We start from the raw sequence: 26,886 nt of genomic DNA on the forward strand, positions 1-26,886 counted from the left end.
ACCGTATCACTCAGGGGGAGTAGGAATCTATGCCCCATCCAGCATGTATAATCATAGGTACTACTCTCCCCCTGCTATTCATCGCCAAGAAATCTTTTTGTCCCGTTTCCGCGAAGTTCTGTCGTCTCTCGAGGGACATGTTCTAACTCTCCATCTGCATGAATATACCACCATTCTGGGAGCATCGATAGCCCCCCCTGTGGGTTTGGGCTGAAACACTCTTCCGGAAAGTTAGGTAATCCGTCTATCGCGCCTTCCAAATCATCGGGCCATGATATATCTGCGGAATGTTGGCGCAGAATGAGGTAAGTAGCTCCAGCGATATCCATCGGGGGCGTTGGGATTCGTGGCAGATCTGGATAGTCATCGTACAACCGTCCCTGATCAGGAATATCGTAGGCTTGCTCTAAGATATCTATATCGATAGCACGGGGGGTATGTTGAACGTGAAAGACTGGATGATCTGGTTGTGGTTCCCACTCGAAGTCGAAATGGAAACCATGCCGAATCTCTGCAGGAATCTTTCCTGATTCTTGGTCTCGTTCGCCCGTTATCTTGAGATAGGTGATTCGAGCGGTCGACTTTTCGATTACGAATTTCGGCTCACCTTCTTGATCGGGTTCACGAACTCCCACCTTTTGCTCGAATCGGGCACAGATATGAAGTCGGTGAACGTCGGAATTAGAGGGGTACGCCATACCCGTGAATCTGTGAAATGAACCAGGAGGGCTGATTATCTCAACTAAATTTTTCTTCGAATCGAAATCCATATCGACCGGCTCACCACTCCCTGGCACAGAGGGGCCAACGACATTATCGAGGTTACCGAAATAGGTACTGAAGCAGCTGAAAATCTCGCCAGCGTACCCTTCAGTGGTGGGATCAATTCGAGACCAACTCATGTTTCTCTACTTCATCATCCAGGGTTTGTACTCAGCGTGCTTTGCGACGCTAACCCGGGATCTACTTGCGCCCATCGGGAGCCACCCCCCAGGGTTCTTGGAGTGTGCCTCACAGACCGGTTCCTCCATCATAACACCGTAGAATCGCGCTTCGTGGTCGCCACCCTTTTCGCGGTCCTGGCATGTTGATTGACTAATCTCGTCACACCCGAATCGCTCGAAGAACTCACTTCCATCCGGCAACCCGTCGTCTTCTGGTGTCAAATTGTTCGCTCGAATTTGGTCGATTTTCGGTTTCCACCACCATTTGCCTGCACCACTGAATGGTCCTTGATAAAGTGCGTCAGTAAGCGGCTCATGATACTGCTCGTCTTCGATGAACGTTTGGTGGTCAACGTTTAGGTAGGCAGCAGTCGCTATCGGGTTTAATAGAGCGCCAGGGAATTTCAGCAGTTCGTTATAAATCCAATAACCTAGAAGCGTGATAAATCGACGATCAAACTCGTCTTCTGTGGCATCGGGATCTGCCCCAACGATTGTTCTCGGGTTACCCCAGGCATACTGATCCATCTGTGATCGGACTGTTTCGTCCGCGCGTAATATCTCTGGAATGGGGGAAGTCGATTCGCTTTCCTTTAGCTCCAAGTACGCATCGCGAATCTCTCTAAATCCTCGGGCAACGTTTGCTGTCTCGCTTGCCAGCCATTCAATATCCTTACTCGGATCGAATTTGATTACGTCCTCTTCGTATTCTTCGATTCGTCGTTTTGCCTCGTCTTCATCTTTCCGTTCACGGTGATAGATACAGAGTGGAATGTTTTCATCACTACACATCTGCCGAACATCTTGTCTCCGGACATCGTGTTCATAATATCCGCGTAGATTCTGATCCAAGACGACGAGTAGAGGATAAGTGGGATCTTGGATTTCCTCTTTGAGCGGTTCCAAAACATCAGGTGCTTCAATTAGCGTGTCTGGGTCAAATTCTTCAATTTGAAGGTCGCTACCCTCCGTTGCAGCCTCAAATCCGGTTTTAAATCTGTCACTCCTCTCTTTCACGTCCTCGAACAAGACGATACGTCTATCGTCAAGCGTCATAGTGGATACCGTACCTCGAAGGCCGTGCTATATGCCTCTGGCGCTGCGACCAACTCTATCTCCCCGTCCACATTATCTACGACTCGTTTGACAATGTACAGGCCTAACCCAGCGCCGACGCTTTCCGGACCTCCTGAATCCGTGGTCGAGTACAGCGGATCGAAAATCCGGTCCTCCTCTTCCTCAGGGATACCAGTTCCGTTATCGATGACACGTAGCTTATGGGTATCTGAGGTATTCTCAGCTTCGAACCGGATTTTGTTCCCTTCAGGTGGTGCTGATTCTTCGGAGACGGCCTTAATCGCGTTCGTCAACAGGTTTGTGAGTACCCCAGAATAGAGTGCCACATTCATTTCTGGTCCGGATAGATCGAATTCAATCTCATTCTCTATTTCGATGTTATAAGCGGACAATCTCGATTCGAAGCGGTTGACTACGTGTCGTACTTGCGATTTAGGATTAATTTCCGACTCCTCTTGGCTCGAGAGCCTTTCCATGAAGTTTTCCGCATACCCGAGATGGCTTCTGAAGTCCGACACGAGGCGTTCCGTCTCATCAATTGTCTCTTGCAAATTCTCGCTCCGCTCTTTTTCCGGAATCGACCTCCACTGACGCAAGAGCTCCTCTGCGTTATCGAGAATATTCGACGACTCATGGCTCATGAAGGCCGTGACCGCACCGAGGAGATTCATCGACTCGACCGCTTCACGCGCTTCGCGTTCGGCCTGTACAGACTCGGTGGCAACCTCTTCTATTTCTCTTACCTCAGATACGAGCTCCTCCTTATCATCTGGGTCAATACCGGTGCTCCGTTCGATATCTTCGATTGTGGACTGAGTCTGTTCCCCGAGCTCTGAGCGCTTTCGCTCAGCTCGTTCTATCCGCTGCCGTTTCTGCTCTTGTTTATTGACAATCGACAGGCCCTCAATTGCTCCGCGTATGATGGTCTGCAGTTGATTGAAGCCTTCGTTCTCAATGAACCCCTGTCGATCCATCGCAGGGACGAGCCGTTCCGGTTGTTCTTGGTCGCCACCACGATAGCTGGACACGTTCACCGCCCCCAGAAGGTTGCGCTTTCCTGGAAGCGCAAGCTGGGCTCGAGGAACACTGATGTTTAATTCATTCTCAGGGAACAGGCGCTCCGTTATCGGCGATCGCCACTCTCGCTCACGTCGGGCCTGCGATTCAGAGAGATTCAACCAATCGTTCTCTCTATCACCGTAGGGTGGCATCCGGAATCCCTTATCAATGACTCGCACGCCGCCGTTCTCTTTTAACCACGAGGGGACTGAGCGACCGTCTAGCGTTTCCATACCGCGAAACTGCCCCTGGCTCATGTCGAAGTATCTAATTTCTCCATTCAAATGCGAAATATATGTCTCGTTGAGAGTATACGTAAATTCCCGGTTCTTGTCCGCATTATTCTGGTGTTTGAACCGGTAGAGCACCGTATCTCCATCAAGTTCGATTTCAACTAGCGATGTCCAACGGTCATAGATTTCCTTAGCGGGGCTCTGAGCAACGCTCCCTTCTCCAGGGGGGGCAAAATAGACAGAAAAGCCGGGGTCGCCCTCAGCATCCTCGCTGACTACCTCCGACGGCTCCGGTTCGTACGGGGCAGAAACGATATCCAACACCTCTCCAGATGCCTCTTTGAGTTTCTCCTGTGACCAGTCTTCGCGAAGGTCCGTTATCTGGAGTGTCGTCCCCTCATCATCGCTGCTCGCATCGTCGTACAGGCGATACTCGATTTCCATCTCTCGGAGGCCAGATCCGCTCTCGAATTCCCGCCAGTCGAACTCGGCGACCAAACGCCGGTACTCGTCTTCGGTCGGATCCTTGGCAACTGATTCGAGTTCTAACTCTAGTCCCAGATTACGAACTGCGAAGCGGCCGACGCCCTTGGACCCTGTAACCTCGCGACCGTAGCGTCGTGATTCCGGATTGCGGCTTCGATTCGATGTCGCTATCGTCATCCAGTTTTCGCTGAACTCCCGCTCCGTCATCCCATGCCCGTCGTCCTTGACGACTAGCGTCTCGTTCTCGTTTTCAAGCCAGATGTTGCACTTGGTGGCATCGGCGTCGTATGCGTTTTTGATGAGTTCTGTAAGTGCAACTTGGGTTGATGCGATGAGCCGTTCGCCGAGTTCGGAGAGCAACTGGCTATCGCTAGAGAAACGGGCCTGCTCCCGAGTAATGAGCCCAGATTGCGCCATGGTTAGTTGACCGACCTTGCTGGCGGCTATATAAATAGCTTTCACCCGGACGGGATTCTCTCACTGTCCTTTGTCTGAATCTCTCAGATGGGTCTCCGGTCACACCCCCTATCCAGTCTTTTCCGTTACTGTACTAGGGACACAGACCCGCTCAATCTCACGAACCCTATTCGAGGCCGAGTATGTCTCGAACGGTATCGTCTAGCCTCGAGGAAACATCTTCGACGTCCTGTCCACTATCAAGTCCCTCACAAAGGTCGGAATATGCTGCTGCCAGCCGTTTGGCTTCGTCCCTCGGCAATTCCCTTGTGTCGATTATGGGGACGTCCTTGAGCTCGTTTGGTTCGATTTTATGTAGCCCACGGGCGTACGTCCGTCCACTCCGCTTCGTGATTTCATCGGCGACGCTGCTGTTCAAGTATGCCAACAACGCCTCTACCTCCGTATCGTCGAACCCATCGAGTGTGATATTGTGGAGGTTGTTCAGGGTCCGGATATCAGCCCCATTTCGGATGAACCGAAATCCATCCTTGCTCATGTACGTGGCCACGATGTCCGGGGTTGCCCGCCAATCAACCGCGTACCAGGGGTCACGGTTGTCAGCTAAGTAACTTTTGTCAGCCCCAATCTCACGTCCGTGGTCGAGATACGACTGTAACGCTTCGTCCTCAACGTTTCTGAGCTTCTCATCGTCATCATAGCAGTAGAGCAGCCACACTTCGTCACCACCCTCTCTCCGCGACTCCCAGTGATCGTCGGTGAACTCCAGCTGTTTGAACCCACTCGTCCGGCGGATGAGCCTCGCGAGGTGAGACCGGTCGAGGTTCCACTCTTCAACCTCGCTCTGAGTCAAACAAAAGTAGTCGTTCTTTCCAGTCGCGATACCGCGTTTGATATCCGCCACCTGACGGAAGGGGGTCAGTCCCGGAATTGAATCCACCTCCTCCGGGTTGACGTAGTTCCGCCAGTCGTTTTCAACTAACAGTTCATGCTGGGCAGCTCGATTCACCAGGCCGAACTCGGTCTCCCCCGTCATCGCGCCGTCGACGGCGGCAAGGAGCGTCTCGACGGCGGGCCATTCGTCTACCTTGATGAACGCTGTATCGTGGTCATCACCAATCGCCCGCTTTTCGAGTAGAGTGATGCAGGGCATGACGTCTGCAGCCCCAAACACCGGCGTGTCCAAATCGAGGAAGACGAACGCCTGAATCGCAAAACGGTCGAGCAGAAACGCTCGGAGGGTCTCTCCATAAACGGTATCGAAGAACCGGGACGGAGTGATGAATGCCATCCGCCCCCCTTGCCCAAGGAACTGCTCGGAATGGGCGAAAAAGTACGCGAACAGCGGCGACTGGCCAGTGATGGAGACCCCTGCCTCTGCATCGAGGATTCTATTGTACCGGCCGCGGCCCTCGTCAAGAGCGTGGCTCCGAGAGTACGGCGGATTGGCGACAATCGCATCTACTTCGGGAATCCGTTTCGGGTTCCGCTGGTCGAGACGCGTCGACGAGCCATCGACGAAGGTATCCATATAGTCCGAGTGATGAAAGTTCGGCGACCCATCCCCATTCTCGAGCTTCAACCCTGCAGAGGCCATGACGATCGCTAAAGCGTTTACATCCACGCCCCACATCTCAGTTACCTTGCTGGGCTCCGGGGCTGCCTGCTTCTCGTCGTACATGCAGGCAGTCAACACGCCAGCGCCGATGCCCGGATCGAGCACCTCATCATCGCCAGCAGTCACGGCCCAGGCGGCCATGAATTCGCCCACGTGCCGGGGGGTACGGAACTGCCCTCGTTCCCGGCGAATTTCGGGCGGAACGAGGTTTTCGAATAGCTCGCCGATTGCATCTGTGGGCATTTCGAGGCCACGAACGTGCTTTCGGGTATCCAACAGAGGGGCGAACAACTCCGCGTCGATTCCCTTGACAAGGGTATCGAGCGGGTTCTCGCTGAATGCTTCGTCATCGGTCTCTGCCCCGGCCTGAATCAATTCTGCGTAGATATCGTCGGTCTCAGCGAGCGGCTCCAGTGCTTCCGATTCCTCCTGATAAATCTGATAGAGCGTAGACTTCAGCAACCGGTTGAAGGCCGCGAGATTGCACATGAGTCGGTCCGGATTTCCGGCCCCAGTGACACCGAAGTCGGCCATCCAGTCGTTCACTGACGCTGTCCGGTCGTCGGGAAACTGGAGGTATTCGTAGATTTCACTCCCGACATCCCTTATTTCACCCTCTATCTCCTCTATTCCGTCCGGAGGTGACAGCTGACGGCTCATCTTAGCTGGTGGTTGGTCGGCCCCAATGGTGCATGGATAGAGTAGTTTGACTGTCGGCGCTCCACATCTTCAACCTATCCAACCCGCTTGGAGTCCTGCACTCGCCATGATTTAACCTGGAAAGCAAGGTTAGATTTGCAACGGGTAACCGGACCGATCTGAAAGCTGTGCCCCTTAAATCGGCGGATTTCGTTCCGTCCGCGCCTCCTGAAACAGATCGAGAGAGGTATGTTTTGATAGAGTCACCTGAATCGAAGGTGGCCTCCGGTCGGTGCTCCTCAGGATACACGACTACATACTACTAGGGGGGCATGATAAACCTCCGGAGACGTGCCCTTAGCAAGGTACCGGCAGTGTTGATCCGGAACAACAGGGGTGCTTGCCCTCTTACCACTGTTACAGTGGCAGTACCATCTCTTAATTGAGCTATCAGCACTCATGCTCGCGAAGCCGTTCGCGAGTCCCCATTACCCCACAGGCCGGGCACTGCTCGATAGGCGCGCCGAGGTCCGGCGCCCGCTCTCGCAGTACGGCGCGCAACTCGTCGCGGACTTCAGCATTCCGGGTAAGTCGACTCGCCTTCCGGACTCGCGCCCGGACGAACTGCCAATCCGGCCGGGATCGAGTTCGCTCATGCGAACACCTTGCCAGGCTCCTCACATCCCTCGGCGTGCCTGCCCCCACGCCGGAGCTCGCACAAGTTCTCGCACGTACTCCCACAGCCGAGGCCCCGGCGAAATGCCCGCCTACCAACGACGTTGAGATCCATCCCACGAGGCCCCTATCCGAGACGACGCCTACCGCGGTGGCCACCAATCCAGTGCCGCGTTGTGCTGCTCGATATGTTCATCAGCCACCAGGGACAGCTCCTCTACTTTCTCCCCGTGTCGGCCGGTCAACGAGAGTTGGAGTGACTCACTCGTAGTCTCGAACTCCGGGTTGAGCCATATCCGTCCGGATTCATCGAAGGTCCAGAGCCCGGCGTCGAAGGCCATGTGATGGGTCCAGTCCAGCAGGACGACGTTCTCGATATCTTCGGCCAGCTGCTGGTGGTCGGCCCGGCCGAGGATATGCGAGACGGTAAGCAGGTCCGCGTGTTCGATGCCAGAGAGCGGGCAGCGGTGCTCGAACCGTTCGAAGACGGCCCGTCTGAACTCGGCGCTCACGTGCACCTGCGTCCGGCGCGATTCCGAGAGCGTCCCGGACGTGTCCTCACTCGCTCCGCCTCGGTCTGCCGGCTGTGTCCCGGAGTCAGTGGCCGTTGGTTGCGGGACGGTATCTGGTTCCGTCGCATACTGGAACACTGCGTCCCAATCATCGACGTATTTGGCGAGTGGCCCCGAGTACTGGCCGTCGCCTTCGATCCAGATCTTCTGGTCGCCTTTGGAGTAGGTCTCCTCCTCGATCAGGTGTTGGGTGAGGAAGATGAAATGGTGCTCGTCGGGGTCGAACTCGTGTTTGTCCCAGACGTCGAGCGTGATGTTGACGACCGCTCGCTCGGAGCCCTGCTCGATTTTCTCGACTTCGCGGTTGTAGCGATGCCAGATGTGCTTCTGGCCCTGTTCGTTTTCGTACTCGCGACTTTTGCCTTCGGAGTACCGGACCTTCCCGATGACGCCGGGGTCCTCCCCGAGCTGGAAGTGGAAGATGCGGCCGTCGAGATCCGTATCGATGTAGACCCCTCGCTCTCGGGCTTGTTGCTCCAAAAGTGCCAGCCAGTCCTTCGTCGCTTGCGGTGGCATTGCTGTGTGGTCCGGCGGGAGGTTCATTTCAGTACCGGGCCAGTCGGCTCTACGGCCTTCACCAAGCGAGGTGACCTACTTTGAAACGACCGGGTGGAGAGCTGTCGAACAGCAGTCTTAGCTGCTCTTGTGGGCGATGTGAGTAAGCACATGGATTAAGTGCCGAACGTTGCCTACGACTTGGTATGGGCACGGAGCCACGAGACGTGGGCGACTTCGAGGGCGTCGAGCCTGCCGCCCACCCTGTTGTTCCCGAAGGTGTTCTCCGTGGCATCAACGATCTCGCTGCTGGTCGGACGGTCAGCAACGCAGAACTCGACGACAGCCTCAAGTTCTAATCCCGGGGCTGCTGAGTGCCCCGGATTTCGCTCTCTGACAACTAACGGCGCCTCATTCTTCCCGCCGAGTATGTACGTCGACGGCTGGCGCAGCGGGACCGAGTACAAGGTGCTTGAGCCGTTGCTCCATCGGCTGGGCTTACGGGCACAAGTCAAGCGCAGCGTCGCCCACGACGAGTTCCACGAGCTCGTCCGGCAGCATCATGAGCCGTTCGTCGTCGTCCTGGACGAGGTCGACCGGCTGGAGGCGCAGACGCTGCTGCGCGAACTCATCGAGCATTCCGAGGCGGTTGTGGTCGCGATTACGACCGACGCCGACCGCTGGGTCGGCACGCTCGAGCCACGCCTGCAGTCTCGGGTGACCGACCTCCGGCCGCTGGCGGTCGATGCCTACGACACCGAGACGCTGGCGGATATCCTCAGCCCCCGGGCCGCGCGGGCGTTGGCTGGTGGCGTGGGGCGCGCTGGGGGTGGCGAGTTGCGCTGGAGTGAGGTCGGCGAGTGCTGGTTCCTCGAGGTCCGGGCCAAGAACACCGCTGGGGGTGGGCCGACGGTTCGAGACGCCTGGATGCTCGAGCCGGTCGAGGCCAACGTGCGGCGGGTCTCACGGGAGCGTGGGCGGGGGAGTGGCGCGTCGTGGGTGCAGGCTTCGAAATCGAGTGTGCGCCGGTGGGTGACGGCGGCCGCTGGGGAGGTGGCCGAGGACGCCAGCCAGCCCGAGCGGTGGCGTGAGGTCAGCAGTCACGACCTTCGGCGGTCGTGGGCGACGTACCATCTTGTCGAGCGGCAGACGACGTCCGGACGATGATGGCCATCGGGTGGGGGAGTGAGTAACCTCTCCATCAGACGTTCGTAGCATCCTTTTTTGTGAATGGACAGTGGCCTTCTGGCATGGCATCGGGGCCGGTGAACGAGGATATCGTTGGAGAGGGGGCTGGCCAGATTGAGGTTGTGGACAAGGTGATATTTTATCTGCTATTCGCGACGCCCGGGGCCTCACTGAGGCACCCAAGCGACGCCGTTTCAGATAAAAATCGGGTTGTAAGTAAGCATCTGTTCACAACTACAGAGCGGTCTAAATATGCAGTAGCCATCGCAGTGTTATCTCTGGCGATATGGACGGCGCTATCGATAGCGATACCCATTGACTGGCCAGTACCCTCATTTGGAACTCAACTTGCCGCCTCAGCCGGATTGTTCGTCGTCGCAAGTTCTATTGCATGCGTAATAGGAATAGATGGGGGCCATTCCAACCTCTCGTTCATCGACAGTTCTGATCGCCCCGACATGTTTGACCAGATTGCGACATTTATTGTTTCAGCACCGCTCTTGTTTAGAAATGCTGCGGGTGGATTTGTTGTGGGTGCATCGATCTCTGTTATTCTTTTCCCTATCGGTCTGGAACAATTTGCCAGTGGAATTGTACTCATCTCGATTATTTCGGCCACGCTGTTTGGCGCGTGTTGGGTTCTCCCGTTTACATTCATATCTGGGGAGGTAGACAAACTCGATGAGTGGTATTCTGTTTTTGAGCGGTACGAGAAACTACACGAAGACGCTCAAACACTGGAGCAGCAGTTTGATGGAGACATCACCATTGAGACAGCCGAGTTCAATCCGCGACAGTTCGAGAACTTCGATGGTGCCCGTCGGGTGGTCACACGATTTGAAACCCTCGTCGATGCGTATGACCGGCTTCTGGAGCTCCGAACACAGCGAGCAGAGATGTCTTCGTCTGGTGATTCAAATCTCGCTACGACCCTCATTGAGAGCTACGTACAGTCGTATGATGATGCCGAGAGCGCCACCGAAAGTGTCGATGCACTCGAGGCATGGCTAGACTCGCTCGACAGCTACGCGAGCACATATCAGGATGCCCAGCGCACGGCCTCGGAAACCGGCTTCTCGGAGCATTTCGCTGAAGCGGTTACGTCGCCAGACGCGATTTCAGAGCTGTCATCGCCCGAGGAGGTGCAAGCAGAAGGACAACGCGCCAGCGAGTGGGTCCACCTCTATCGTGAGTATGCACGGGTAGCAGCGCTGCTCGCTTCAAACACCGACGCCCCGAGGGGGCGTGAGCTGACCGCAATCGATGGGATTGGAGAGCAGCGTGCTGAAGCGCTGTCCGAAGTGGGGATTACGGATGGCAGTGACCTCTCTACCGTTGCTCTCTCGACGCTCGTGGACGTCGGTGATATCGGCGAAATCACCGCCTCAAAACTGCAGGCCCGGGCTAAAGGCACGATACATTCGATCCACATCGAGGACCTTCCAGGCGTCGGCTCAGAGACAGCGCGGGCGTTACGCTCGACTGGCTTCCATACCCTCGAATCGATTGCCGAGAGTTCCGAAGCCGAACTGGCAGAGGTCCCTGGAATCGGCTCGGCCAAAGCGTCGCATCTGAAAGCGACCGTCGAGTTCGTTCTGGGAGACGGTGTTCCCGAGTCGCATCGGCAACGGGTGACCGAGCAATATCGTCCCTCGACGACCAATCTCCAGCGGGCCAAATCAGGCCTCGGCCAACTGCGGGCATGGGTTCAGGCGCACGAACGGTATTTTGACCTCCGGCTCAAGGCCTACCAGAGTGGCTCGAAGCTTCCCAGCCCGGCGGGGCAGACGGTCCCGTTCTCAGTGGCTGACGCCGCACCCTGGACCTGCACGACGGTCGGCGACGCACAAGCGGCGCTTGACGAGCTTGACACGGTAATTACGTCACTCGGGCAGTACCAGACCGCGCGGAATCGGCTTGAGGCAGTGAGTGCTGAATCCTCGGACGGGGCGGCATCCGAGATACTGCAGGCAGTGGAGACCCAGCTTTGGACGGCCGAGTTGCCTGACGAGCTCCCCGCGATATCCGCACGTCTGGCGACTGCTGAGCGTCATCTCGACCTCGGCCGCGAGGTGATCAACGCGATGGAGCAGTATCCAGACTACCCGTTCGACAGCCTTGTTGAGGCACTGATTTCGTCGGTCGAATCCGAGTCGCGGGCCGAGGACTCTGTGGCGGAGCTTCGCACCCTCGTTGAGAGCTCGGTGCAGGTCCTCGAGTATCTTCAGACGGTCGACCCCACCCACCCCGCAATTGAGGCCGAGCAGTGGCAGCGGACGATTCGCACGGCGCTCGAGGAGCGGTTCCCGGATTCCGTGATTCCGGTTCAGAAGCAGGTGCAGCGGCTCAAATCCTCCCGCTGGACCCGAACGCAACTCAACGACCTCGATTGGGCTGAGTTCGAGGTGATTATTGCAGCCCTGTTCGACGCCCGTGGATACGAGACCGAAGTGACCGCCGGGACGAAAGACCTCGGCGTCGACGTGTGGGCCGAGGCTGGCGACGAACGGATCGCGATTCAGGCAAAGCACTTCACGGACGGGAATACCGTTGGCCGGGAAACGCTGCAGAAGCTCTCGAGTACGCTCGCGAAAGGCGATGCAGACCGGGCGATCGTGGTGACCAGTTCGTCCTTCGCGTCGACAGCCGAGCAATATGCGGCGGACTTCCCGCAGGGGCTCGAACTGATGGACGGGGATGACCTGCTTCGGGCGCTGAGCGAATCTGGCGTGCCGCCGCCTGTCTAAGTTGAACGTCCGGCCCAGAAGTACTGATTGCTGGTATTTTTCTCCATCCTATCCAACACCCGACGCCCTCGCGCAAGTACTCCTCGGCCGCCGCTTCGGGTATGGCGACCAGCAGACGCCGCACGACCGACCGCAATTCCGTCCCAACCTTGTCTGGGTCCTCCTGGACCGCTCCGGGAGCGACCAGCCGATTGCCACGCTCAAGGCGCTGGCCGCAGCGAAAGAATCTGGAAATCTGGAAATTGACGACATAGCGTTATATCAGCCGCCAGTGTTCGACCCGACCCGGGGACAGTGATGATCCGTGATGCCAGCTATCTCGACCGCGAGTGGGTCCCCGAGGACCTCCAGCATCGCAACGCAGAGAAGAATGCCCCCCGCAGCGCGCTGAGCCCGCTCGTCGACGATAGCAGTTGGAGTGCGCTCGGGCAGGTACTCATCAAGGGGCCCTCCGGGGCCGGGAAGACCGCACTCTCGCCGTACAGCGGGCTACACTCGGCGGGGACGCTGAAGCGCCCGTATGCCACGTCCATTGTCGTCGCACAGATTTCGCACATTGTGTCCGATTGGTGCATACCATTTTTGTCGACATATCGCCCTACAACGGGTCCGACTGGGTAGGGTACACCTCACTGCCCCCTCACCTGACGGCACGAGGAGGCGGGAGGCCGTTGCCCCACGGCAACGAAGCCCCCTACGGGTTCAGGAACAGGACCGACCCCAGCACGGAGAGTCCCACGATGGACAGAATCGTATAGGCAGCCACCTGTGCATCGTAAACGCCGGGCTCACGATTCCCGAAGTGCTGGTGCTTCTTGAACACCAACTCAAAGAGCGTGACCCCCCCGGAGAGGGCGTTCTCGATAATCGAAGCGAGCCGGCTCGCCAGTTCGGCCAATTGCCCCACCTCCGCCTCCACAGGAGAGGCGGAGTCCGAGGGGTCACCATCCCTGCTCGCCTGGAACAGACCCGGAAGCCCGAGGAGGCCACCGATGATGGCAACGATTCCTGCAAGCACGACGAACTCCTCGAAGACCGGTTTGGCCCGGAGGAATGGGAGGTTGAACGGCTCATGCGGGAGAACGACATAGAACAACAGTAGGGCTCCGCCGAAGCCCCACACGATTGCAGCCTGCGGCCTGAGCCCTTCGGCCAGGCAATACAGGATCAGGACGGCCATGATTCCCAGTATCGCACCGTCTTGAGCGAGTGCTTCCAGTAGCACGGGTTCTCCCCAGACCGATTCAAGGGGTATGCGTGTTTATATCTAACGTGGTAAATCTCCGGGGCTTTTTGCCGCCGATGTCCACGCTACGCGCCGCCTTCATCGCCGGTGGCACCGGCACCAGCACCGGAATCAGTAGCTCCGAGTCGTCATGCTCGGCCTGGAACGCACCACAAATCGCCAGAGCGGTGTGTCGCTCGGCCGCGGACCGTGTCGGCTGGGTATAGCCACTCAGTTTCCATCATGCCCGCCCCCGCGTGCAGTCATGCTGCTCGAGCCGCTCCCGTGTCCCGAGCACCCCACATGCCGGGCACTGCTCGATGGGCGCGCCGAGGTCCGGTGCCAGCTCACCCAGCACGGCCCGCAACTCGTCGCGGGCCTCGGGATGGCGCGTGAGCCGACTGGCCTTCCGGACCCGTGCCCGGACGAACTGCCAGTCCGGCTCGGGCTCGAGCTCACTCATGCGAATACCTCGCCGGGCTCCTCGCAGCCCTCGGCGTGGGCGTCCCCACGCCGGAGTTCGCGCACGCTCTCGAATTCGGCGCCGCAGCCGAGGCACCAGCGAATTACCTCTCCTCCCAACGAGATCCAGAATAATGCCACGAGCCCCTTCCCAGAGACGACGCCTACCGCGGCGGCCACCAGTCCAGTGCCGCGTTGTGCTGCTCGATATGTTCATCAGCCACCAGGGACAGCTCCTCTACTTTCTCCCCGTGTCGCCCGGTCAAGGAGCGCTGGAGTGACTCACTCGCCGTCTCAAACTCTGGGTTGAGCCAGATGCGTCCGGATTCATCGAAGGTCCAAAGGCCGGCGTCGAAGGCCATGTGATGGGTCCAGTCCAGCAGGACAACGTTCTCGATATCTTCGGCCAGCTGCTGATGGTCGGCCCGACCGAGGATATGCGAGACCGTGAGCAGGTCCGCGTGTTCGATTCCAGACAGCGGGCAGCGGTGCTCGAACCGTTCGAAGACGGCCCGTCTGAACTCGGTGCTCACGTGCACCTGCGTCCGGCGCGATTCCGAGAGCGTCCCGGACGTGTCCTCGCGCACTCCGCCCTGGTCTGCCGGCTGCGTCTCGGAGTCAGTGGCCGTTGGTTGCGGGACGGTATCTGGCTCCGTCGCATACTGGAACACTGCGTCCCAATCATCGACGTATTTGCCGAGTGGGCCAGAGTACTGGCCCTCGCCTTCGATCCAGATCTTCTGGTCGCCTTTGGAGTAGGTCTCCTCCTCGATTAGCTGCTGGGTGAGGAAGATGAAATGGTGCTCGTCCGGGTCGAACTCGTGCTTGTCCCAGACGTCGAGCGTGATGTTGACGACCGCTCGTTCAGCGCCCTGCTCGATCGCTTCGACCTCTCGGTTGTATCGATGCCAGATGTGCTTCTGGCCCTGTTCGTTCTCGTACTCGCGGCTCTTTGCCTCAGAGTACCGGACCTTCCCAATCACTCCTGGGTCCTCCCCGAGCTGGAAGTGGAAGATGCGTCCGTCGATGTCGGTGTCGATGTAGACTCCTCGCTCTCGGGCTTGTTGTTCCAATAGCGACAGCCAGTCCTTCGTCGCTTGCGGTGGCATTGGCGTGTAGTCCGGTGGAGGGGTAATTGCAGTACCGGGGCAGTCAGTTCTTCGACGTTCACCAATCTAAGAGTCCTCGTTGAGATTCACCATCTCGGCCCGCCTAGAACCATCGCCGGACTGGTATGCTACCCCCACCGTATCCAAGGCCCTGTACCGATATCTGCGGGTAGTTTCAGCACTCGAGACGTCCTTTGTCACCGTTATGTCTGACGCTTTACTTTCACCGCACTTACCCACTACTTACCAGGATTTAGTCCGCATGTACTTATGCGAAGCCGTGACAAGTGAGTTAACGTACGGATTCGTCCGATAAGATTGGACGATGCCAGAAGACATATACGAGCAAATCCCGAACCTATTTACCCGCTCCAGACTGGGTGACAGGTAATCGGGAGTCAGGCAATCAAGACGGCTGGCCACCGTCCGGACATGAGGTGTCCAGAACCGGCCACCAGGGGAATGTCAATCCACGTAAATGAGGATAATGGCCTCGATGAGGAAGCGCACTACATCGGAGGCATCATCAAACGAGTCGGTGAGTTCTCCAACAGGTCATTAGAAGGTCGAAAGAAATTCCAGAAGACCATCTACCTCATCCAAGCCGCTGGTATCGACCTGGGGTATGAGTATAACTGGTACGTCCATGGCCCCTACTCCCCCGAACTTGCAAGAGTCGGGTACCGGCTGGAAGAGATGTATGAAGATGTCTCGCCGACGAAATTCTCTGATGAGGAGATTGAAGGACGATTCCAGGAGGTACTCCAGTTCCTGGATCCGATAAAAGACGATGTGGAGAAGCTTGAGGCAGCTGCCTCGCTACACTGGCTTTCGGAGAACAACGAGGATTTGCCCCACGACATCTTAATCGACTATCTGCTTGAAGAGGAAAAATCTCATCTAGACCTCACGCCTGAAGACTGCGAGGCTCTGTGGGATGGGATGGCTACTCTGAATATCGTCTGATTACGGATGCTGAATTACGGGTCATTCTTCCTGACTGCAGCTTCGATTTCTGCAGTGCTACTGGGAATCTGTGTTTCCCTGAGAAATAATTCGTTTTCCAGTCTCTTAGACCCAAATGTCGATAATGTAAAGGTAGAGAACAAGAACTATGACGAAGTACTGAAGCGTTCCGCGAAGTACTCAACATTTGCTGGAGCAGCATTCGTCGTTAGCACTATCATGGGTTCTCTCTCATTTCTTCTCACTCACTCTCTCCTCTCGAGAAATCCAACCACGCTATGGCAATTGACTATATTCAATTCGGCACTGTTCATTATCGGGATCCTATGTCTAGGTTGGGCCCTGATATTTGATTATACAACCGTTCAATCGCCGATTTCATTTGAGTTGACGTGGCCACCAATCGATTTTAATCCACCTGAGCATGATGGAAGCTCTCGTCCAGACACAGTTCCAGTAGATGAAGATACGGATTCCCCAGATTCCCCATCGAGAGACCAGGCAGGTTCCGAAGGACTGGATCTTGATGGGCCGTCAAGTGACCGAGATGGGGGTACTGAACACAACAGTCCCGACACAGAGTGATTCTGAGGTGTGTTGCAGGATTAGTTGTTAGAAGGGGCCACGGGAACGCTGACGAGAAACTCTCCCGGATACACTAGTAGCTGTATAGTCGGCAGTGGGGCCGGAATACGTTGCATCAATCGAAACAGCCGCAGTGACCAGCTCAGTCAGTCTCAGCAGCTATGCTCCCGCAGTCGCTCCCGCGTCCCCAGCACACCACAGGCTGGACACTGCTCGATGGGTGCCCCGAGGTCCGGCGCCAGCTCACCCAACACGGCTCGCAGCTCGTCACGCGCTTCAGGATGCCGCGTGAGCCGGCTCGCCTTCCGGACCCGCGCTCGGACGAACTGCCAATCCGGTTCGGGCTCGAGCTCGCTCATGCGAACACCTCGCCGGGCTCCTCGCAGCCCTCGGCGTGCCTCTCGCCGCGTCGGAGTTCGCGCACGCTCTCGAATTCGGCGCCACAGCCCAGGCACCGCGCCATCGCATCGGCGCTCATGCGCTCCCCTCCACGAGCGCATCGGCCGCCGTCGGCTCAGACTCGGTCCAGCCCCGGCGTGCGGCCACGTACGCCTTCCACTCGGCGACGCTCCGCTGATTCAGGTTCTCCCGGTGCTCGATGCGGTCGTCCCGAACCACGACGATCTCACCGGTCGCGGTGTTCAGATGATGCCATGCGCCCTCGGCGTCCGGGCGGCCCTGGATACAGAGCCACTTCGGACGCCCCGCAACGACTTTGTCGCTGAAGAGTCGAGTTGCCATTGCTGTATTGTTCGGAACGTCGGCCTCGTCGCGCTGGGACGCGGCGGGGAATCCGGCGTTTCGTCTAAATTCCCCCGCAAGAGGCGTCTGTTCCTATCCGGTAGACACAGCGCGAGCCGCATAAACTTTTTGCAATTGCAAACATTAGGGCGCTCTATGGGACAGGGAAAAAGGACCGTCAAAGATGAAGAGATAATCTCGGCGATGGACGAGGAAGGAGAGCCTGCCTACACTACCAGCGAAGTTGCCGGGATGGTCGAGATGAGTACTGAGGGAGTGAGGAACCGCTTGAACCAGCTGGAGCGTGAGGATATGGTCTGTTCGAAGAAACCGAGCCCGAGGACCGTTATCTGGTGGCTCCCCCAGAATCAGGATACGTTTTCGGCGTAATACTCTCTCCCAGCAGAGGTGACCCAGTAAATCACAGTCCGCTGTCCGGGCTTCTTTCTCGATAGAAGCCCTCTGTCGACCAGATTATTCATCTGGTGGCGTGCGCCTTCAGTCGTAACATCTAGCTCTTCAGCAATCTCTGAGGCGACGAATGCAGGATCCGGGGACACGACGAAGTGCCGGAGAATATCGATATCCGTGATCTCTGGTTCTGGTCCCCTTGTCACACCCGTATTTGAAGACTGGCGCTAAAATATCCCGCCCATGATATTCTTCTTGCTTGTACCAAAGGTTAAGTGGGTTGCCGCTTACGTCAGAGTCGAAGCGGCCGACCCACCGGACGTTGCTCACCAGCGGGCACCCCCGGCGGGGCCACGCCGCTTGACCACCCATGACCACAGTCACCGCGCGCCGGCACGACCATCGGCGCCCGCCTGCAGGCCCACTTTCGGAAAGGGTCCGTGTTGGAAAGGTATCCGGGGTAGCAATTCGCTCACGTCCGAAATCGGCATCTGAGCGAAACTTCGGTCACTTCCAACACCGCGCACCGAGCCTTACCACCCCACCCGCGCATCCAACTGGTATGGCACAGCGCCACCCTGACCGTGTCCACCCGTTCCTGGACGTGGCGGCGGATGCCGTCGCGGCCGAGCGGGAGTACCGGGCCGCCGAGCAGTCCCTCGAAGAGGCCCAGCACGAGCTGCTGGCCGAGCTCAAGCGAGCGAAAGACCAGCAGCTGCTGAGCGAGGGCGACGTGAGCGTCATCGAGACGTACATCTCGGCGGGCGCGTTCGACCGGGCCCGCGAAGCCTACCGCGAGCGCGTGGCTGTCGGTCACGACACTGACGCACTGTGAGCCAACCACCCGTGGTCCCACTGGAGCGCGCCCAATCTGTCCAAAACCCGGCGCGCTCCGGTCCGGACCACGGTTCCCTAGCAAGAGAACCATGGAAACCCTAGCCAACACGACGGAAGAACGTACCGACGCCGAACCGACCGCGGATACCGAGTACCGGCTGCGCTGGTACGTGGCCGACCTGCCCCACTACACCGGCTGGACGGACGATTTCGGGGTCATCGAGAACCTCCACGACCAGTACCAGCACGACCCCACGCACCCGGGCCATGACTACGCCATCGAGCGCCGCGAGGCCGTCCGCGGGGGTGGTCAGCGATGATCGACCCGCTGGCAGCCTTCAACGAGGCACTGGAGACGGCCGAGCACTACGCCGACGAAGCGACTGAGGACCCTGAGTTGCCGGCCCGCTACGCGGGGGCCTTCGTGCGCATCGCCGAGCACCTGAAGACCGCCAACGGCAACCACGTCCGGGTCACCAGCGAGACCTGGGAGCGCCTCGAGTGGGCGGCCCTCGAGGACGAATCGTTCGAGGATGTCATCCAGCGGCATCTCTCGACACTGCCGGGCCCGAACGAGTGGGCGTGTACGCACTGTGGCGACCCCGCGGCCGCGCCTGGCGCCCACCACGAGACGAACGACCTGGTGATCTGGCAACTCGCCGTCGAGGCCAGCGACCACTACCGCCCCGACGCGTTCTGTAGCCAGCGGTGCTTCCGCGAGCACCTGGCCGACCTCGCGGGCACGGAGGCCCAGCGATGAGCGCCCGGACCATCGACGGCGTCCGGCGCCGCGTCACCGAGCGCGACGAGCAGCTGCTGGCCTACCTCGCGCGTGTCGACCTGGCGCTGCCGCCGAAGGTCCTGTATCATAACGTGACCGCCGACACGGCGCTGTCCTGCACCGAGCGGACGCTGAAGCGCCGGCTGGCCGTCCTCGACGCGCTCGGCCTGACCGAGCTCGTCCCCGAGACGGACGGGTACCGCCGCATCACGGCCGACGGTCGCGAGCGCGTGGAGGGCGAGCGATGAGCACCCTGCTGGCCTTCCTGCTGGCCACTGCGGCCGGTGTCTCGATACTGGCGTTCATGGCCGGCATCGCCATGGTCGCGGTCATCACCGTGCGGACGCTCGGGGGTGCGTGGTGATGGGCGGCGACGCCGACACCCACGCCGTCCCCGATGCACACCGCATCACTGCGGCGCCACACGGGGAGGCCATCCTCCAGTCTATCGCCGCGGATGGCACGGCCCTCGACTGGGACGAGCGGTTCGGCCGGCAGCACTATCGCTGCTCGTGCGGCGAGACGTTCGATGACCGCCATGCCCGCCGCCAGATCGTCGAGCATCTCGCAGAGGTCGGCGTCCTCGAGTGGGACGCCATCGACGAGGGGGTGGTTCGGTGATGGGGGACACCACCCAGTCCAGCCTGGAGTGGCCGCCGGGATTCGAACGCACGCCGCCCGCCGACCGCGAGCCGTACCCCCACGGGTTCCGAGTCTCCCGGGCCGAGGCGTTCGACGGAATCCTCGCCGAGCTCGAGCTGATGGGCGCGGTCAACATCCGCATCGAGACCGCCGCGCCACACACCCAGGCGCACCCCCACCGGCCGTACGCCGACCGGGACCCCGCGGACCCCGGCGTCGTGGTCTACTGTGACCTGGACGGCCAGGGCGTCGCGTTCCCGTGTGACCGGTGGGACAACCTCCGGGATAACGCCCGGGCCATCGCGAAGTACCTCGACGCGAAACGCGCGCTGGACCGGTACGGCGTCCAGACGGTGGGTTCGGAATTCGAGACCCAGGCCCTGCCCGGGCCCGACGAGGCGGTCGCCACGGGCCCGCCGCCCCACGAAGTGCTCGGGGTCGCCCCCGACGCCCCGGCGGCCGTCATCGAGGCGGCCGCCCGCGCGAAGAAGAAAGAAACCCACCCCGACAACGGCGGTTCCACCGAGGCATTCCAGCGTATCGTCAGCGCCGAAGAGCAGCTCCTCGAGGACTCCCAGCCATGACACAGACCTCACTCCAGAAGCGATCCGACGAGACCGGCCACGAGTACGTCCGCCGGAACAAAGAAGAGCTCGCACAGATCCTCCATCACGGCTCGACGCTTGACGTCCGAGCGTATGCCTTTGCCCTGCTGAACCACTACGGCACCGAGCGCGATATCGAGGAGGTGAAACGTGAACTCGATGCGCTCCAGCGGGGTGAGCTGCCGTGACCCGCTCAGGACTCGAACTCCTGCAGCGCGTCGCGGAACCGCTTCGCGTCGTCGGCGAGCTCGGGGCGTTCGTCGAGGACGGTCAGGAGGTCCTGGGCGTTCTCGACGGTATCGAGGACGGCAGGGTCATCGCGGATGAGCCGCATCACCGCAGTTCGGAGATCCTCCTCACGCTCCCGCATCGTATCGGCCGCGCCGGGGTCGGTCGCCTGCCCACACCAGACACAGAACTCCTCGTGGCTCGGGGTCTGCTTGTCACAGCGCGGGCAGGTGACGGCCTTCTCGTCGGTCTCGTCTTCGCGTTCGATTTCGAGGCCATGCGCTTCGGCCAGCGCATCGTCGGCGGCATCCCCGAAGACGGCGATGTATCGGGAGGCCGCGTCACTGCCCCGCGACCAGCCGTGATGGTCCTCGAGCGTGGCCTGGTTGACGCCCTTCGAGGCGAGATAGGAGGCGCTGCTCTTGCGGAAGTTCGTCAGCGTGACGGGCTTGTTGACGTCCGCGCGGTCGGCCGCCCGCCGGAGGATCTTCGTGAAGTTGTTGTAGCTCATGGCCTCGGCCGCCGAGAGCTTCGACCAGAGCGGGTCCGTGGCCGCCCCGCTGGGGTGTTCGGTGAGCCACTGCTGGAGGTAGGGGACCGACGGGATGAGCGTGACCGTCCGCTGGCCGTTCTTGCCCTGCACGGTGATCTGGAGCCCGTGCCGGTGGTCGGTCACGTCCCCGACGTCGAGGTCGCGAAACTCCCCACTCCGGCAGCCGGCGTCCCACGCGACAGCGATGATGGCCCGGTCACGCGGATTCGAACAGGCCTCGAGCATCGGGACGATATCGGCCTCCCAGTGGAGCATCTGGCTGGGTTCGGGCGCCGGGTCGTAGGTCGAACTCGTGCTCGAGGGAACCCAATCCAGCGCGTCGGGGACCTCGCCGTCACCGACCGTTCGCTTGCCGAACGCCCGCAGGGCCAGCCGGTAGTCCCGGTTGGTCTCCTCGTTGTCGTAGGTGGAGTTGATCCAGCGGACGATGGTCTCGGCCTGGGCGCGGTCCTCGCGCGCGGCGGCGATGTCGCCGACCTCCTCGCCCATGATGGTGCAGTGGCGGAGGAGCTTCTCGTGGCGATAGTCCGAGTACTCGGACTTGAGCAGGAACAGCTGGTCGGAGAACGCGAGCAGGGCCTCTCGGTCGGTATCGCTGAGGTCATCGCTGGTCTCGATGCGGTCGCGGAGCACGTCGATAGTCTCCCGAGGATCGGCCATGTACACACCCCCGGGTTCATGTATATTATAAGTAGGGATGTGGACAACAGGTTGGTAGCCCCCTACCGGCTTGGAAGATTTTGTCCACATCCCTTGTACAAAAGGCCACCAGCCACAGCTGTTGGTGACCACGCGAACAGTAATAGGGGTGGTGCCGCGTGAGCGCCGAGCGCCAGCGCGGCCCCGATGGCCCACAGCCGGCGTGCAACCGGACCGGCTCGAACTGGTCGCGTGAGACCGCGACCGGCGGCCTGCTCGCCTTCCATCCGCCGTGCCAGCGGTGCTTCCCCGAGGACGGGCCCGGCGAGGGCGACCCCGTCATCCGGGCGCGGGGCACCGCCGGCAACCGACTCCACCGCCCGGCTGAAGACGGGGGTGCGGACTGATGGCGGCGACCGACGCCACGCCCGACGGCGCCGTCCTCGCGACGTACTTCCCCGACGATGCGGATTTCCGGGCCGCAACCGAGCCCCGGACCCTGCCCGCCAGCTGGCGCGCTCCTCGTTTCGACCGCGCCGACCGGAACGCGACCGAGCACGTCGGCTACGCCGTGCTCATGGTCCGGGGCCGGTTCCGCGGGCTCGATGGGGACCGCGGGCTCATCCGCGTGCTGTACGTCGACCGCGATGTTTCGCGGACCTGGTATCAGGACTACGAGGCCCACTACGACGGCGCCGGGTATCGGCCTCGCGCGAGCCAGTGGGCCTGTACCCGCGCGTTCGCCGGCGCCTTCGGCGGGGCCGGCGACCCCGTCGCGGGTGCGGAGGCCGAGGTGCTGGCGCGGCTGCTCGCCGAGCAGTACGACCTCGACGGAGGTGACACCTGATGCCCGAGCGTCCGTCTCGCGAGGGGTTCGGCACCAGCCTCACCGAGCTGTTCCCGGGCGGTGCCCCAGTCGGCGAGGTCACCGCGCCCCGCCGACTGCTCCGCCATCTCGCCGACCTGGGCCAGCGGTTCGATAGCCACAGCGAGGCGATTCACATCGGGTGGAGTGAGCACGGCCTCTCGGCGTACGCCTCGAACGCGGGCAACTACCTCGCCTGCCTGATTCACGTCCCGGAGCACCGGTGTGGCGTGCCGACCAGTGGCCGCGTCGGCACCGTCGCGGTCGAGGGCGAGGACCTCGGCACGCTCGCCTCGATGGCCCGGCGCCGCACCACCGACCAGGAGGGTGTCAGCACCCGCCTGGAATTCGGCGACGAGGCTCTCTCGGTCCGAACGACCGACTCACAGTACGGCGGCACGATGCCGGCAGTGGCACGAACTGACGGCCAGCGTGCCGACTTCGCTCGTATCGCCGGCGAGGCCAGCGAGCGGGCGATCGTCTCGGTGTACGATCTCGGGTACCAGCGGACCCAGGCTGAGCAGGCAGCCGAGGCGGTCACGCGTGCTGTTCTCGTCACCGATGGTCGCGGCGCTCGGCTCGGTATCTGGGACAGCGATGACGAGCAGCTGGTCGAGACGGATATCGACGGCAGTGCCAGCGAGCCCGCGCTGGCCGCCTACCAGCACGAGCCCATCGGCGAGTTGCTCGACCTCGTCCCGACCGGCAAGCGGGCCCGCCAGTACTGGTACTGGGATGACTCGCATCCCCTGCTGGCCTGGGGATTCGATGAGCATATCCAGGTCGTCGCGACGGTCGCACCGCTGCTGGAGTTGCCGGACGGGACGCTGGAGGGCCTGGCCGGGGGTGAGGCGTGATGGCGCTGAGTGCGTTCCCGTATGTCGGCGGGAAGACGCGGCTCGTCGACTGGGTGACCGACCACCTGCCCAACCACACCACGTACGTCGAGCCCTTCGGCGGCAGCGCGGCGGTCCTGCTGAACAAGCCCCGGAGTGCGATCGAGGTCTACAACGACCTGGACCGGGACCTCGTCCAGTTCTTCGAGGTCGCCCGCGACCGGCCCGAGGAGCTCATCCAGTGGGCCCGCCGGACGCCGTTCAGCGAAGAGCTCCACGCCGAGTATGTCCAGGACTTCTACGAGGGCGAGCGGCCCGACGACCCGATCGCACGAGCGGGCCGGTTCCTCTTCCTGCGGTACAGCCAGTTCGGTGGGAAGTACAACAGCCCGCGGGGCTTCAAGCGGGATTCGATTGCGACGCTCTCGAGCGAGGCCTCAGCGTGGGCGAACGTCCCCGAGCACATCGAGGCGACCTGCGAGCGGCTGCAGGGCGTCTCGATTCAGCACAACTCCTTCCGAGCCGTCATCGAGCGGTACGATTCCCCGAGTACGGTCTTCTACTGTGACCCGCCGTATCTCGACAAGGAGCGCACCTACCGTGTCGATGGCTTCGAACACGCGGGGCTCGCGGAGGCACTGACGGATATCGAGGGGTACGGGCTGGTCTCGTATACCGACCGGCCCGAGGACCTGTACACGGACTGGGAGGAAGTCACCCGCGAATACAACCACGACAGCGGGAAGGACGACGGCCGCACGAAGGAAGTCACCGAGCGGCTACTCTGTAACTTCGACCCCGAGTACGCGCCCACGTTCGTCGACGCCAGCCAGCAGACCCTGACGGAGGTGTCGCCTGATGCGTGACTGGCGCGAGCCGCGGTTCACCAGCGACCGCGAGGGGAATGCCGAGACGCCCTGCCCGGTCTGCGACGGGGTTTCGGACTTCGTGTATCGCTGTTCCGAGTGTGGCGCCGACCTGTGTGCGGACTACGGTGGGGGCACCGAGGACCTCGCGACGGCTCGAGACGAGCCCGCGCGCTTCCTGGACGTCTCGCTCGAGCGCGGGGCCTACGTCGACGAGCCCGAGGCCATGCCGCCAAAGCAGAAGCTCCAGCAACGCATCCGCGGGCTCCGGACCGTCGAACAGGTCCAGCGGTACCTCGAGGCGGAGCTCGCACTTGAGCGGCCCGAGTGCCCGCGGCAGGCCGTCATCGGCGCGCTCAATCGCCAGAAGGCTGCGCTCGAAGGTGACGATTCAACGACCGGCGAGACGGCCGCCAGTCCGTCGCTGAACACGTCGGACACGAGCGCAGCCCGTCAGTCGGCTGCCACCGATGGCGGTACGACGCCGGCGAGCAGCGATTCATGGCCCAGCCTGTGTGCGCACGCCCCCGACGCGGACTACGCGATCGACGCAGCCGCCGGCGAGCGCGTCCTCTGGTGTCGTGCGTGTGCGGATTACGTCGCGCGGGTCGATGCGGACGGGGCGGTGATCGAGCGCGCCGCGCCCGAGGGTGGTGGCTGATGGCGCTGGTCGAGACGGCGCCGCACGAAGTGAAGGGTCACCTCGTCTACACCGAGCACGGTGCCGACCCGTACTGGCTGCTCGGCAAGCTCCTCATCGAGGGGCTGGGTGGCTACGCCGGGAACGTGGAGGTCCCCGTCGACGGGGAGACCTGGGAGGTCATGATGACCGACACCGACGGCGGGCTCGCACCCCGCGAGGAGGATCCCGTCGACGAGCCGCTCAAGGAGTGGCAAATCAAAGCCCGCGGCGCCGGCGAGCACAACCGCCGCAAGGTCACGTTCGAGGTCAAGCCCCGGTGGAGCGGGCTCGAGGCCTACGAGAGCGGGAAACAGGTCTCCACGCCGTTCGACCACGACGACGGGCCGGACGAGGGCGTCGCCGTGCACGCCCAGGGGTCGAATCTGGAGCCCGACGCGTACCCCGGGCTGCTGTGGGAGTTCGTCCAGAGGCTTGCCGACGAGGCTGGGATGGATGTGAGCCCGCACTACTTCTCGGCGCTGCACGAGTGGTCGAGCATCTACGAGTACGAGCGCTACGTCCGGGTCCGCCGCGGGATGGCGAAGAAGTACATCTCGAACGACGGCATCATGCGGCGGCTGCTGATGCTCTGTGCCGACGAGCGCGGGTCGAAGGCCGAGCTCAAGATCGACAACGAGGACGTCGTCGGGTACAACCACCGGCTCATTCTGCCTCGAGGCGATGCCCAGCGACTCATCGATGGGCACACCGCCGGGAAGCAGCTCAAGCACTACCATCCGAAGCACGTCCGGGACTCCGAGGATGAAGGCGCCGCCGAGGATCCGCTGTACCATCCGAAGGTCGGGGCGCTCGCCCGGAAGTCGCTCGACGGGTCGGCGTGGTCGTGGGGCGAGCGGGATGCCCTGCGGGACGAGCTCGAGGAGCTCATCCTCAACACGCTGCGCTGGTCGGGGATCCCGGTGAAGCCGGATGCGACGACGTTCATCGCCGACGACCATTTCACGCCCCAGGCGACCGATGGCGATGTCCGGCTGTACGACGACCCGACGCCCCAGATCGAGGCCGAGCAGGAGGCGCTGGTGGTGACGGCGCTCCGGTCGATGACCGACGCCGACGCCGACCTCCTCGAGCAGCTCGTCGCACGTGGTGAGGGGCAGGACTACCGCCAGCTGGCCGACGGCGCCGGGCGGTCGATCTCGACGTTGTATCGCGCGCTCGAGCGGATGGGTGGCATCCTCGAGAGCGACGGCGGCGAGATTCGGTTCGGCTCCCGGAAGCTCGCCGAGCGGGTCAAGGCCATCGTCGAGTCCGCCGAGCACCACATTCGGAATGCGACGAGTCGGGCGGCCCAGCTGGTCGCGATGGACGAGCGCCGCGCCGAGTCGAGCGCCTTCCAGGAGTGGCTCAACGAGTACGCCGTCGAGGTCCTGCAGCGGAACCACGAGGGCCGGGTCCGGGTTCGGATCGACACCGTGCTCTCGGACCTGCAGGCCGACCACTACCCCACCGTCTCACAGGCACTGCTCGAGGGCTACTCGGCCTGGGTCCAGGACGGCCACGACGCCGCGGCGTTCCGCAACATGCTCGTCGACTGGAAGAACCGCGGTCAGTCGATGACCTCGAAGGCCGGGAAGTTCCTCGCTGAGTGACGGCTCGGTAGTGGCAACGCTGCGTCTTTGGCCATTTCATTTAAATACTGACTACTCATTCGCCCAATTGCACCTGTTCAGGTGCATCCCCCC

The 26,886-nt window shown here is 61.0% G+C and carries 31 protein-coding genes; 18 read left to right on the forward strand and 13 right to left on the reverse strand.

The features are described from left to right. Positions 1 to 74: 74 nt before the first annotated feature. The 5 genes from P2T62_RS06245 to P2T62_RS06265 all read right to left on the reverse strand — a co-directional run bounded on the left by P2T62_RS06245 (position 75) and on the right by P2T62_RS06265 (position 8,236). Positions 75 to 902 (reverse strand): hypothetical protein, encoded by an 828-nt coding sequence (locus P2T62_RS06245; protein ID WP_276260625.1) that lies wholly within the window; start codon positions 900 to 902, stop codon positions 75 to 77. Between the two features lie 6 nt (positions 903 to 908). Continuing rightward, the gene (locus tag P2T62_RS06250) at positions 909 to 2,000 is read right to left on the reverse strand and encodes a hypothetical protein (protein ID WP_276260626.1); all 1,092 of its coding nucleotides are present in this window, start codon (positions 1,998 to 2,000) and stop codon (positions 909 to 911) included. After that, the gene (locus tag P2T62_RS06255) at positions 1,997 to 4,216 is read right to left on the reverse strand and encodes a sensor histidine kinase (RefSeq protein WP_276260627.1); all 2,220 of its coding nucleotides are present in this window, start codon (positions 4,214 to 4,216) and stop codon (positions 1,997 to 1,999) included. The genes P2T62_RS06250 and P2T62_RS06255 overlap by 4 nt, the downstream gene beginning before the upstream one ends. A 166-nt stretch (positions 4,217 to 4,382) precedes the next feature. Further along, complete coding sequence (locus tag P2T62_RS06260; RefSeq protein WP_276260628.1) at positions 4,383 to 6,494, reverse strand: N-6 DNA methylase family protein; 2,112 nt, start codon at positions 6,492 to 6,494, stop codon at positions 4,383 to 4,385. Positions 6,495 to 7,291: 797 nt separating this feature from the next. After that, on the reverse strand, positions 7,292 to 8,236 hold the full coding sequence (locus P2T62_RS06265) for an HNH endonuclease (protein ID WP_276260629.1): 945 nt from the start codon (positions 8,234 to 8,236) through the stop codon (positions 7,292 to 7,294). A gap of 185 nt (positions 8,237 to 8,421) precedes the next feature. Between P2T62_RS06265 and P2T62_RS06270 the strand changes: the two genes are divergently transcribed. From P2T62_RS06270 to P2T62_RS06280, 3 genes are all read left to right on the forward strand, one after another. Then, positions 8,422 to 8,574 carry a hypothetical protein gene (locus tag P2T62_RS06270; RefSeq protein ID WP_276260630.1) on the forward strand — a complete coding sequence of 51 codons (153 nt, stop codon included), beginning with the start codon at positions 8,422 to 8,424 and terminating at the stop codon, positions 8,572 to 8,574. A gap of 70 nt (positions 8,575 to 8,644) precedes the next feature. Next, a complete protein-coding gene (locus P2T62_RS06275) occupies positions 8,645 to 9,382 on the forward strand; it encodes a Cdc6/Cdc18 family protein (protein WP_276260631.1) in 738 nt (245 codons plus the stop codon). A gap of 83 nt (positions 9,383 to 9,465) precedes the next feature. Then, on the forward strand, positions 9,466 to 12,150 hold the full coding sequence (locus tag P2T62_RS06280) for a restriction endonuclease (protein ID WP_276260632.1): 2,685 nt from the start codon (positions 9,466 to 9,468) through the stop codon (positions 12,148 to 12,150). A gap of 694 nt (positions 12,151 to 12,844) precedes the next feature. Here P2T62_RS06280 and P2T62_RS06285 read toward each other — a convergent pair. The 3 genes from P2T62_RS06285 to P2T62_RS06295 all read right to left on the reverse strand — a co-directional run bounded on the left by P2T62_RS06285 (position 12,845) and on the right by P2T62_RS06295 (position 14,946). Then, the gene (locus tag P2T62_RS06285) at positions 12,845 to 13,375 is read right to left on the reverse strand and encodes a hypothetical protein (protein ID WP_276260633.1); all 531 of its coding nucleotides are present in this window, start codon (positions 13,373 to 13,375) and stop codon (positions 12,845 to 12,847) included. A gap of 241 nt (positions 13,376 to 13,616) precedes the next feature. Then, positions 13,617 to 13,838 carry a hypothetical protein gene (locus tag P2T62_RS06290; protein ID WP_276260634.1) on the reverse strand — a complete coding sequence of 74 codons (222 nt, stop codon included), beginning with the start codon at positions 13,836 to 13,838 and terminating at the stop codon, positions 13,617 to 13,619. 163 nt (positions 13,839 to 14,001) lie between these two features. After that, entirely contained in the window at positions 14,002 to 14,946 is a 945-nt protein-coding gene (locus tag P2T62_RS06295) for an HNH endonuclease (RefSeq protein WP_276260635.1), read from the reverse strand. A gap of 462 nt (positions 14,947 to 15,408) precedes the next feature. Here P2T62_RS06295 and P2T62_RS06300 point away from each other — a divergent pair, with 462 nt between their 5' ends. After that, on the forward strand, positions 15,409 to 15,912 hold the full coding sequence (locus P2T62_RS06300) for a hypothetical protein (RefSeq protein WP_276260636.1): 504 nt from the start codon (positions 15,409 to 15,411) through the stop codon (positions 15,910 to 15,912). A 737-nt stretch (positions 15,913 to 16,649) separates the two neighbouring features. On the opposite strand, the gene P2T62_RS06305 is transcribed toward P2T62_RS06300, so the two are convergent. From P2T62_RS06305 to P2T62_RS06315, 3 genes are read right to left on the reverse strand one after another with little or no spacing between them, the layout of a single operon-like run. Then, the gene (locus P2T62_RS06305; RefSeq protein ID WP_276260637.1) at positions 16,650 to 16,856 is read right to left on the reverse strand and encodes a hypothetical protein; all 207 of its coding nucleotides are present in this window, start codon (positions 16,854 to 16,856) and stop codon (positions 16,650 to 16,652) included. Next, positions 16,853 to 16,975, reverse strand: a complete 123-nt coding sequence (locus tag P2T62_RS06310) for a hypothetical protein (protein WP_276260638.1) — start codon at positions 16,973 to 16,975, stop codon at positions 16,853 to 16,855. Before P2T62_RS06310 ends, P2T62_RS06305 begins: the two co-directional genes overlap by 4 nt. Then, positions 16,972 to 17,238, reverse strand: a complete 267-nt coding sequence (locus tag P2T62_RS06315) for a hypothetical protein (RefSeq protein ID WP_276260639.1) — start codon at positions 17,236 to 17,238, stop codon at positions 16,972 to 16,974. The genes P2T62_RS06310 and P2T62_RS06315 overlap by 4 nt, the downstream gene beginning before the upstream one ends. A 156-nt stretch (positions 17,239 to 17,394) precedes the next feature. Here P2T62_RS06315 and P2T62_RS06320 point away from each other — a divergent pair, with 156 nt between their 5' ends. Continuing rightward, positions 17,395 to 17,628 carry a hypothetical protein gene (locus P2T62_RS06320; protein ID WP_276260640.1) on the forward strand — a complete coding sequence of 78 codons (234 nt, stop codon included), beginning with the start codon at positions 17,395 to 17,397 and terminating at the stop codon, positions 17,626 to 17,628. Here the strand turns inward: P2T62_RS06320 and P2T62_RS06325 are convergent. After that, complete coding sequence (locus tag P2T62_RS06325) at positions 17,607 to 17,855, reverse strand: helix-turn-helix domain-containing protein (protein ID WP_276260641.1); 249 nt, start codon at positions 17,853 to 17,855, stop codon at positions 17,607 to 17,609. The two genes, P2T62_RS06320 and P2T62_RS06325, sit on opposite strands and share 22 nt — an antisense overlap. 356 nt (positions 17,856 to 18,211) lie before the next feature. Between P2T62_RS06325 and P2T62_RS06330 the strand changes: the two genes are divergently transcribed. From P2T62_RS06330 to P2T62_RS06360, 7 genes are all read left to right on the forward strand, one after another. After that, a complete protein-coding gene (locus P2T62_RS06330) occupies positions 18,212 to 18,484 on the forward strand; it encodes a hypothetical protein (RefSeq protein WP_276260642.1) in 273 nt (90 codons plus the stop codon). A gap of 91 nt (positions 18,485 to 18,575) precedes the next feature. Continuing rightward, the gene (locus P2T62_RS06335; RefSeq protein WP_276260643.1) at positions 18,576 to 18,806 is read left to right on the forward strand and encodes a hypothetical protein; all 231 of its coding nucleotides are present in this window, start codon (positions 18,576 to 18,578) and stop codon (positions 18,804 to 18,806) included. After that, positions 18,803 to 19,246, forward strand: a complete 444-nt coding sequence (locus P2T62_RS06340; RefSeq protein ID WP_276260644.1) for a hypothetical protein — start codon at positions 18,803 to 18,805, stop codon at positions 19,244 to 19,246. The genes P2T62_RS06335 and P2T62_RS06340 overlap by 4 nt, the downstream gene beginning before the upstream one ends. Next, complete coding sequence (locus P2T62_RS06345; protein WP_276260645.1) at positions 19,243 to 19,515, forward strand: hypothetical protein; 273 nt, start codon at positions 19,243 to 19,245, stop codon at positions 19,513 to 19,515. Before P2T62_RS06340 ends, P2T62_RS06345 begins: the two co-directional genes overlap by 4 nt. Positions 19,516 to 19,630: 115 nt before the next feature. Continuing rightward, a complete protein-coding gene (locus P2T62_RS06350; protein WP_276260646.1) occupies positions 19,631 to 19,888 on the forward strand; it encodes a hypothetical protein in 258 nt (85 codons plus the stop codon). Then, complete coding sequence (locus P2T62_RS06355; RefSeq protein ID WP_276260647.1) at positions 19,888 to 20,493, forward strand: J domain-containing protein; 606 nt, start codon at positions 19,888 to 19,890, stop codon at positions 20,491 to 20,493. Before P2T62_RS06350 ends, P2T62_RS06355 begins: the two co-directional genes overlap by 1 nt. Continuing rightward, positions 20,490 to 20,702: a hypothetical protein gene (locus P2T62_RS06360; protein ID WP_276260648.1), complete on the forward strand. Its 213-nt coding sequence runs from the start codon at positions 20,490 to 20,492 to the stop codon at positions 20,700 to 20,702. The genes P2T62_RS06355 and P2T62_RS06360 overlap by 4 nt, the downstream gene beginning before the upstream one ends. 5 nt (positions 20,703 to 20,707) lie before the next feature. On the opposite strand, the gene P2T62_RS06365 is transcribed toward P2T62_RS06360, so the two are convergent. Further along, the gene (locus P2T62_RS06365) at positions 20,708 to 21,955 is read right to left on the reverse strand and encodes a tyrosine-type recombinase/integrase (protein WP_276260649.1); all 1,248 of its coding nucleotides are present in this window, start codon (positions 21,953 to 21,955) and stop codon (positions 20,708 to 20,710) included. A gap of 158 nt (positions 21,956 to 22,113) precedes the next feature. On the opposite strand from P2T62_RS06365, the gene P2T62_RS06370 reads away from it, so the two are divergent. Genes P2T62_RS06370 through P2T62_RS06395 form a run of 6 tightly spaced genes read left to right on the forward strand, consistent with a single transcriptional unit; the run spans position 22,114 to position 26,793 of the window. Further along, a complete protein-coding gene (locus P2T62_RS06370) occupies positions 22,114 to 22,341 on the forward strand; it encodes a hypothetical protein (RefSeq protein WP_276260559.1) in 228 nt (75 codons plus the stop codon). Beyond that, complete coding sequence (locus P2T62_RS06375) at positions 22,341 to 22,781, forward strand: hypothetical protein (RefSeq protein WP_276260560.1); 441 nt, start codon at positions 22,341 to 22,343, stop codon at positions 22,779 to 22,781. The genes P2T62_RS06370 and P2T62_RS06375 overlap by 1 nt, the downstream gene beginning before the upstream one ends. Then, the gene (locus P2T62_RS06380) at positions 22,781 to 23,656 is read left to right on the forward strand and encodes a hypothetical protein (RefSeq protein ID WP_276260561.1); all 876 of its coding nucleotides are present in this window, start codon (positions 22,781 to 22,783) and stop codon (positions 23,654 to 23,656) included. Before P2T62_RS06375 ends, P2T62_RS06380 begins: the two co-directional genes overlap by 1 nt. After that, on the forward strand, positions 23,656 to 24,501 hold the full coding sequence (locus P2T62_RS06385; RefSeq protein ID WP_276260562.1) for a DNA adenine methylase: 846 nt from the start codon (positions 23,656 to 23,658) through the stop codon (positions 24,499 to 24,501). The genes P2T62_RS06380 and P2T62_RS06385 overlap by 1 nt, the downstream gene beginning before the upstream one ends. Beyond that, the gene (locus P2T62_RS06390; protein WP_276260563.1) at positions 24,494 to 25,162 is read left to right on the forward strand and encodes a hypothetical protein; all 669 of its coding nucleotides are present in this window, start codon (positions 24,494 to 24,496) and stop codon (positions 25,160 to 25,162) included. The genes P2T62_RS06385 and P2T62_RS06390 overlap by 8 nt, the downstream gene beginning before the upstream one ends. Further along, a complete protein-coding gene (locus P2T62_RS06395; protein WP_276260564.1) occupies positions 25,162 to 26,793 on the forward strand; it encodes a DUF7845 domain-containing protein in 1,632 nt (543 codons plus the stop codon). Before P2T62_RS06390 ends, P2T62_RS06395 begins: the two co-directional genes overlap by 1 nt. Positions 26,794 to 26,886: the final 93 nt, after the last annotated feature.

The sequence above is a fragment of the Haloglomus litoreum genome, assembly GCF_029338515.1.
Lineage (GTDB): Archaea > Halobacteriota > Halobacteria > Halobacteriales > Haloarculaceae > Haloglomus > Haloglomus litoreum.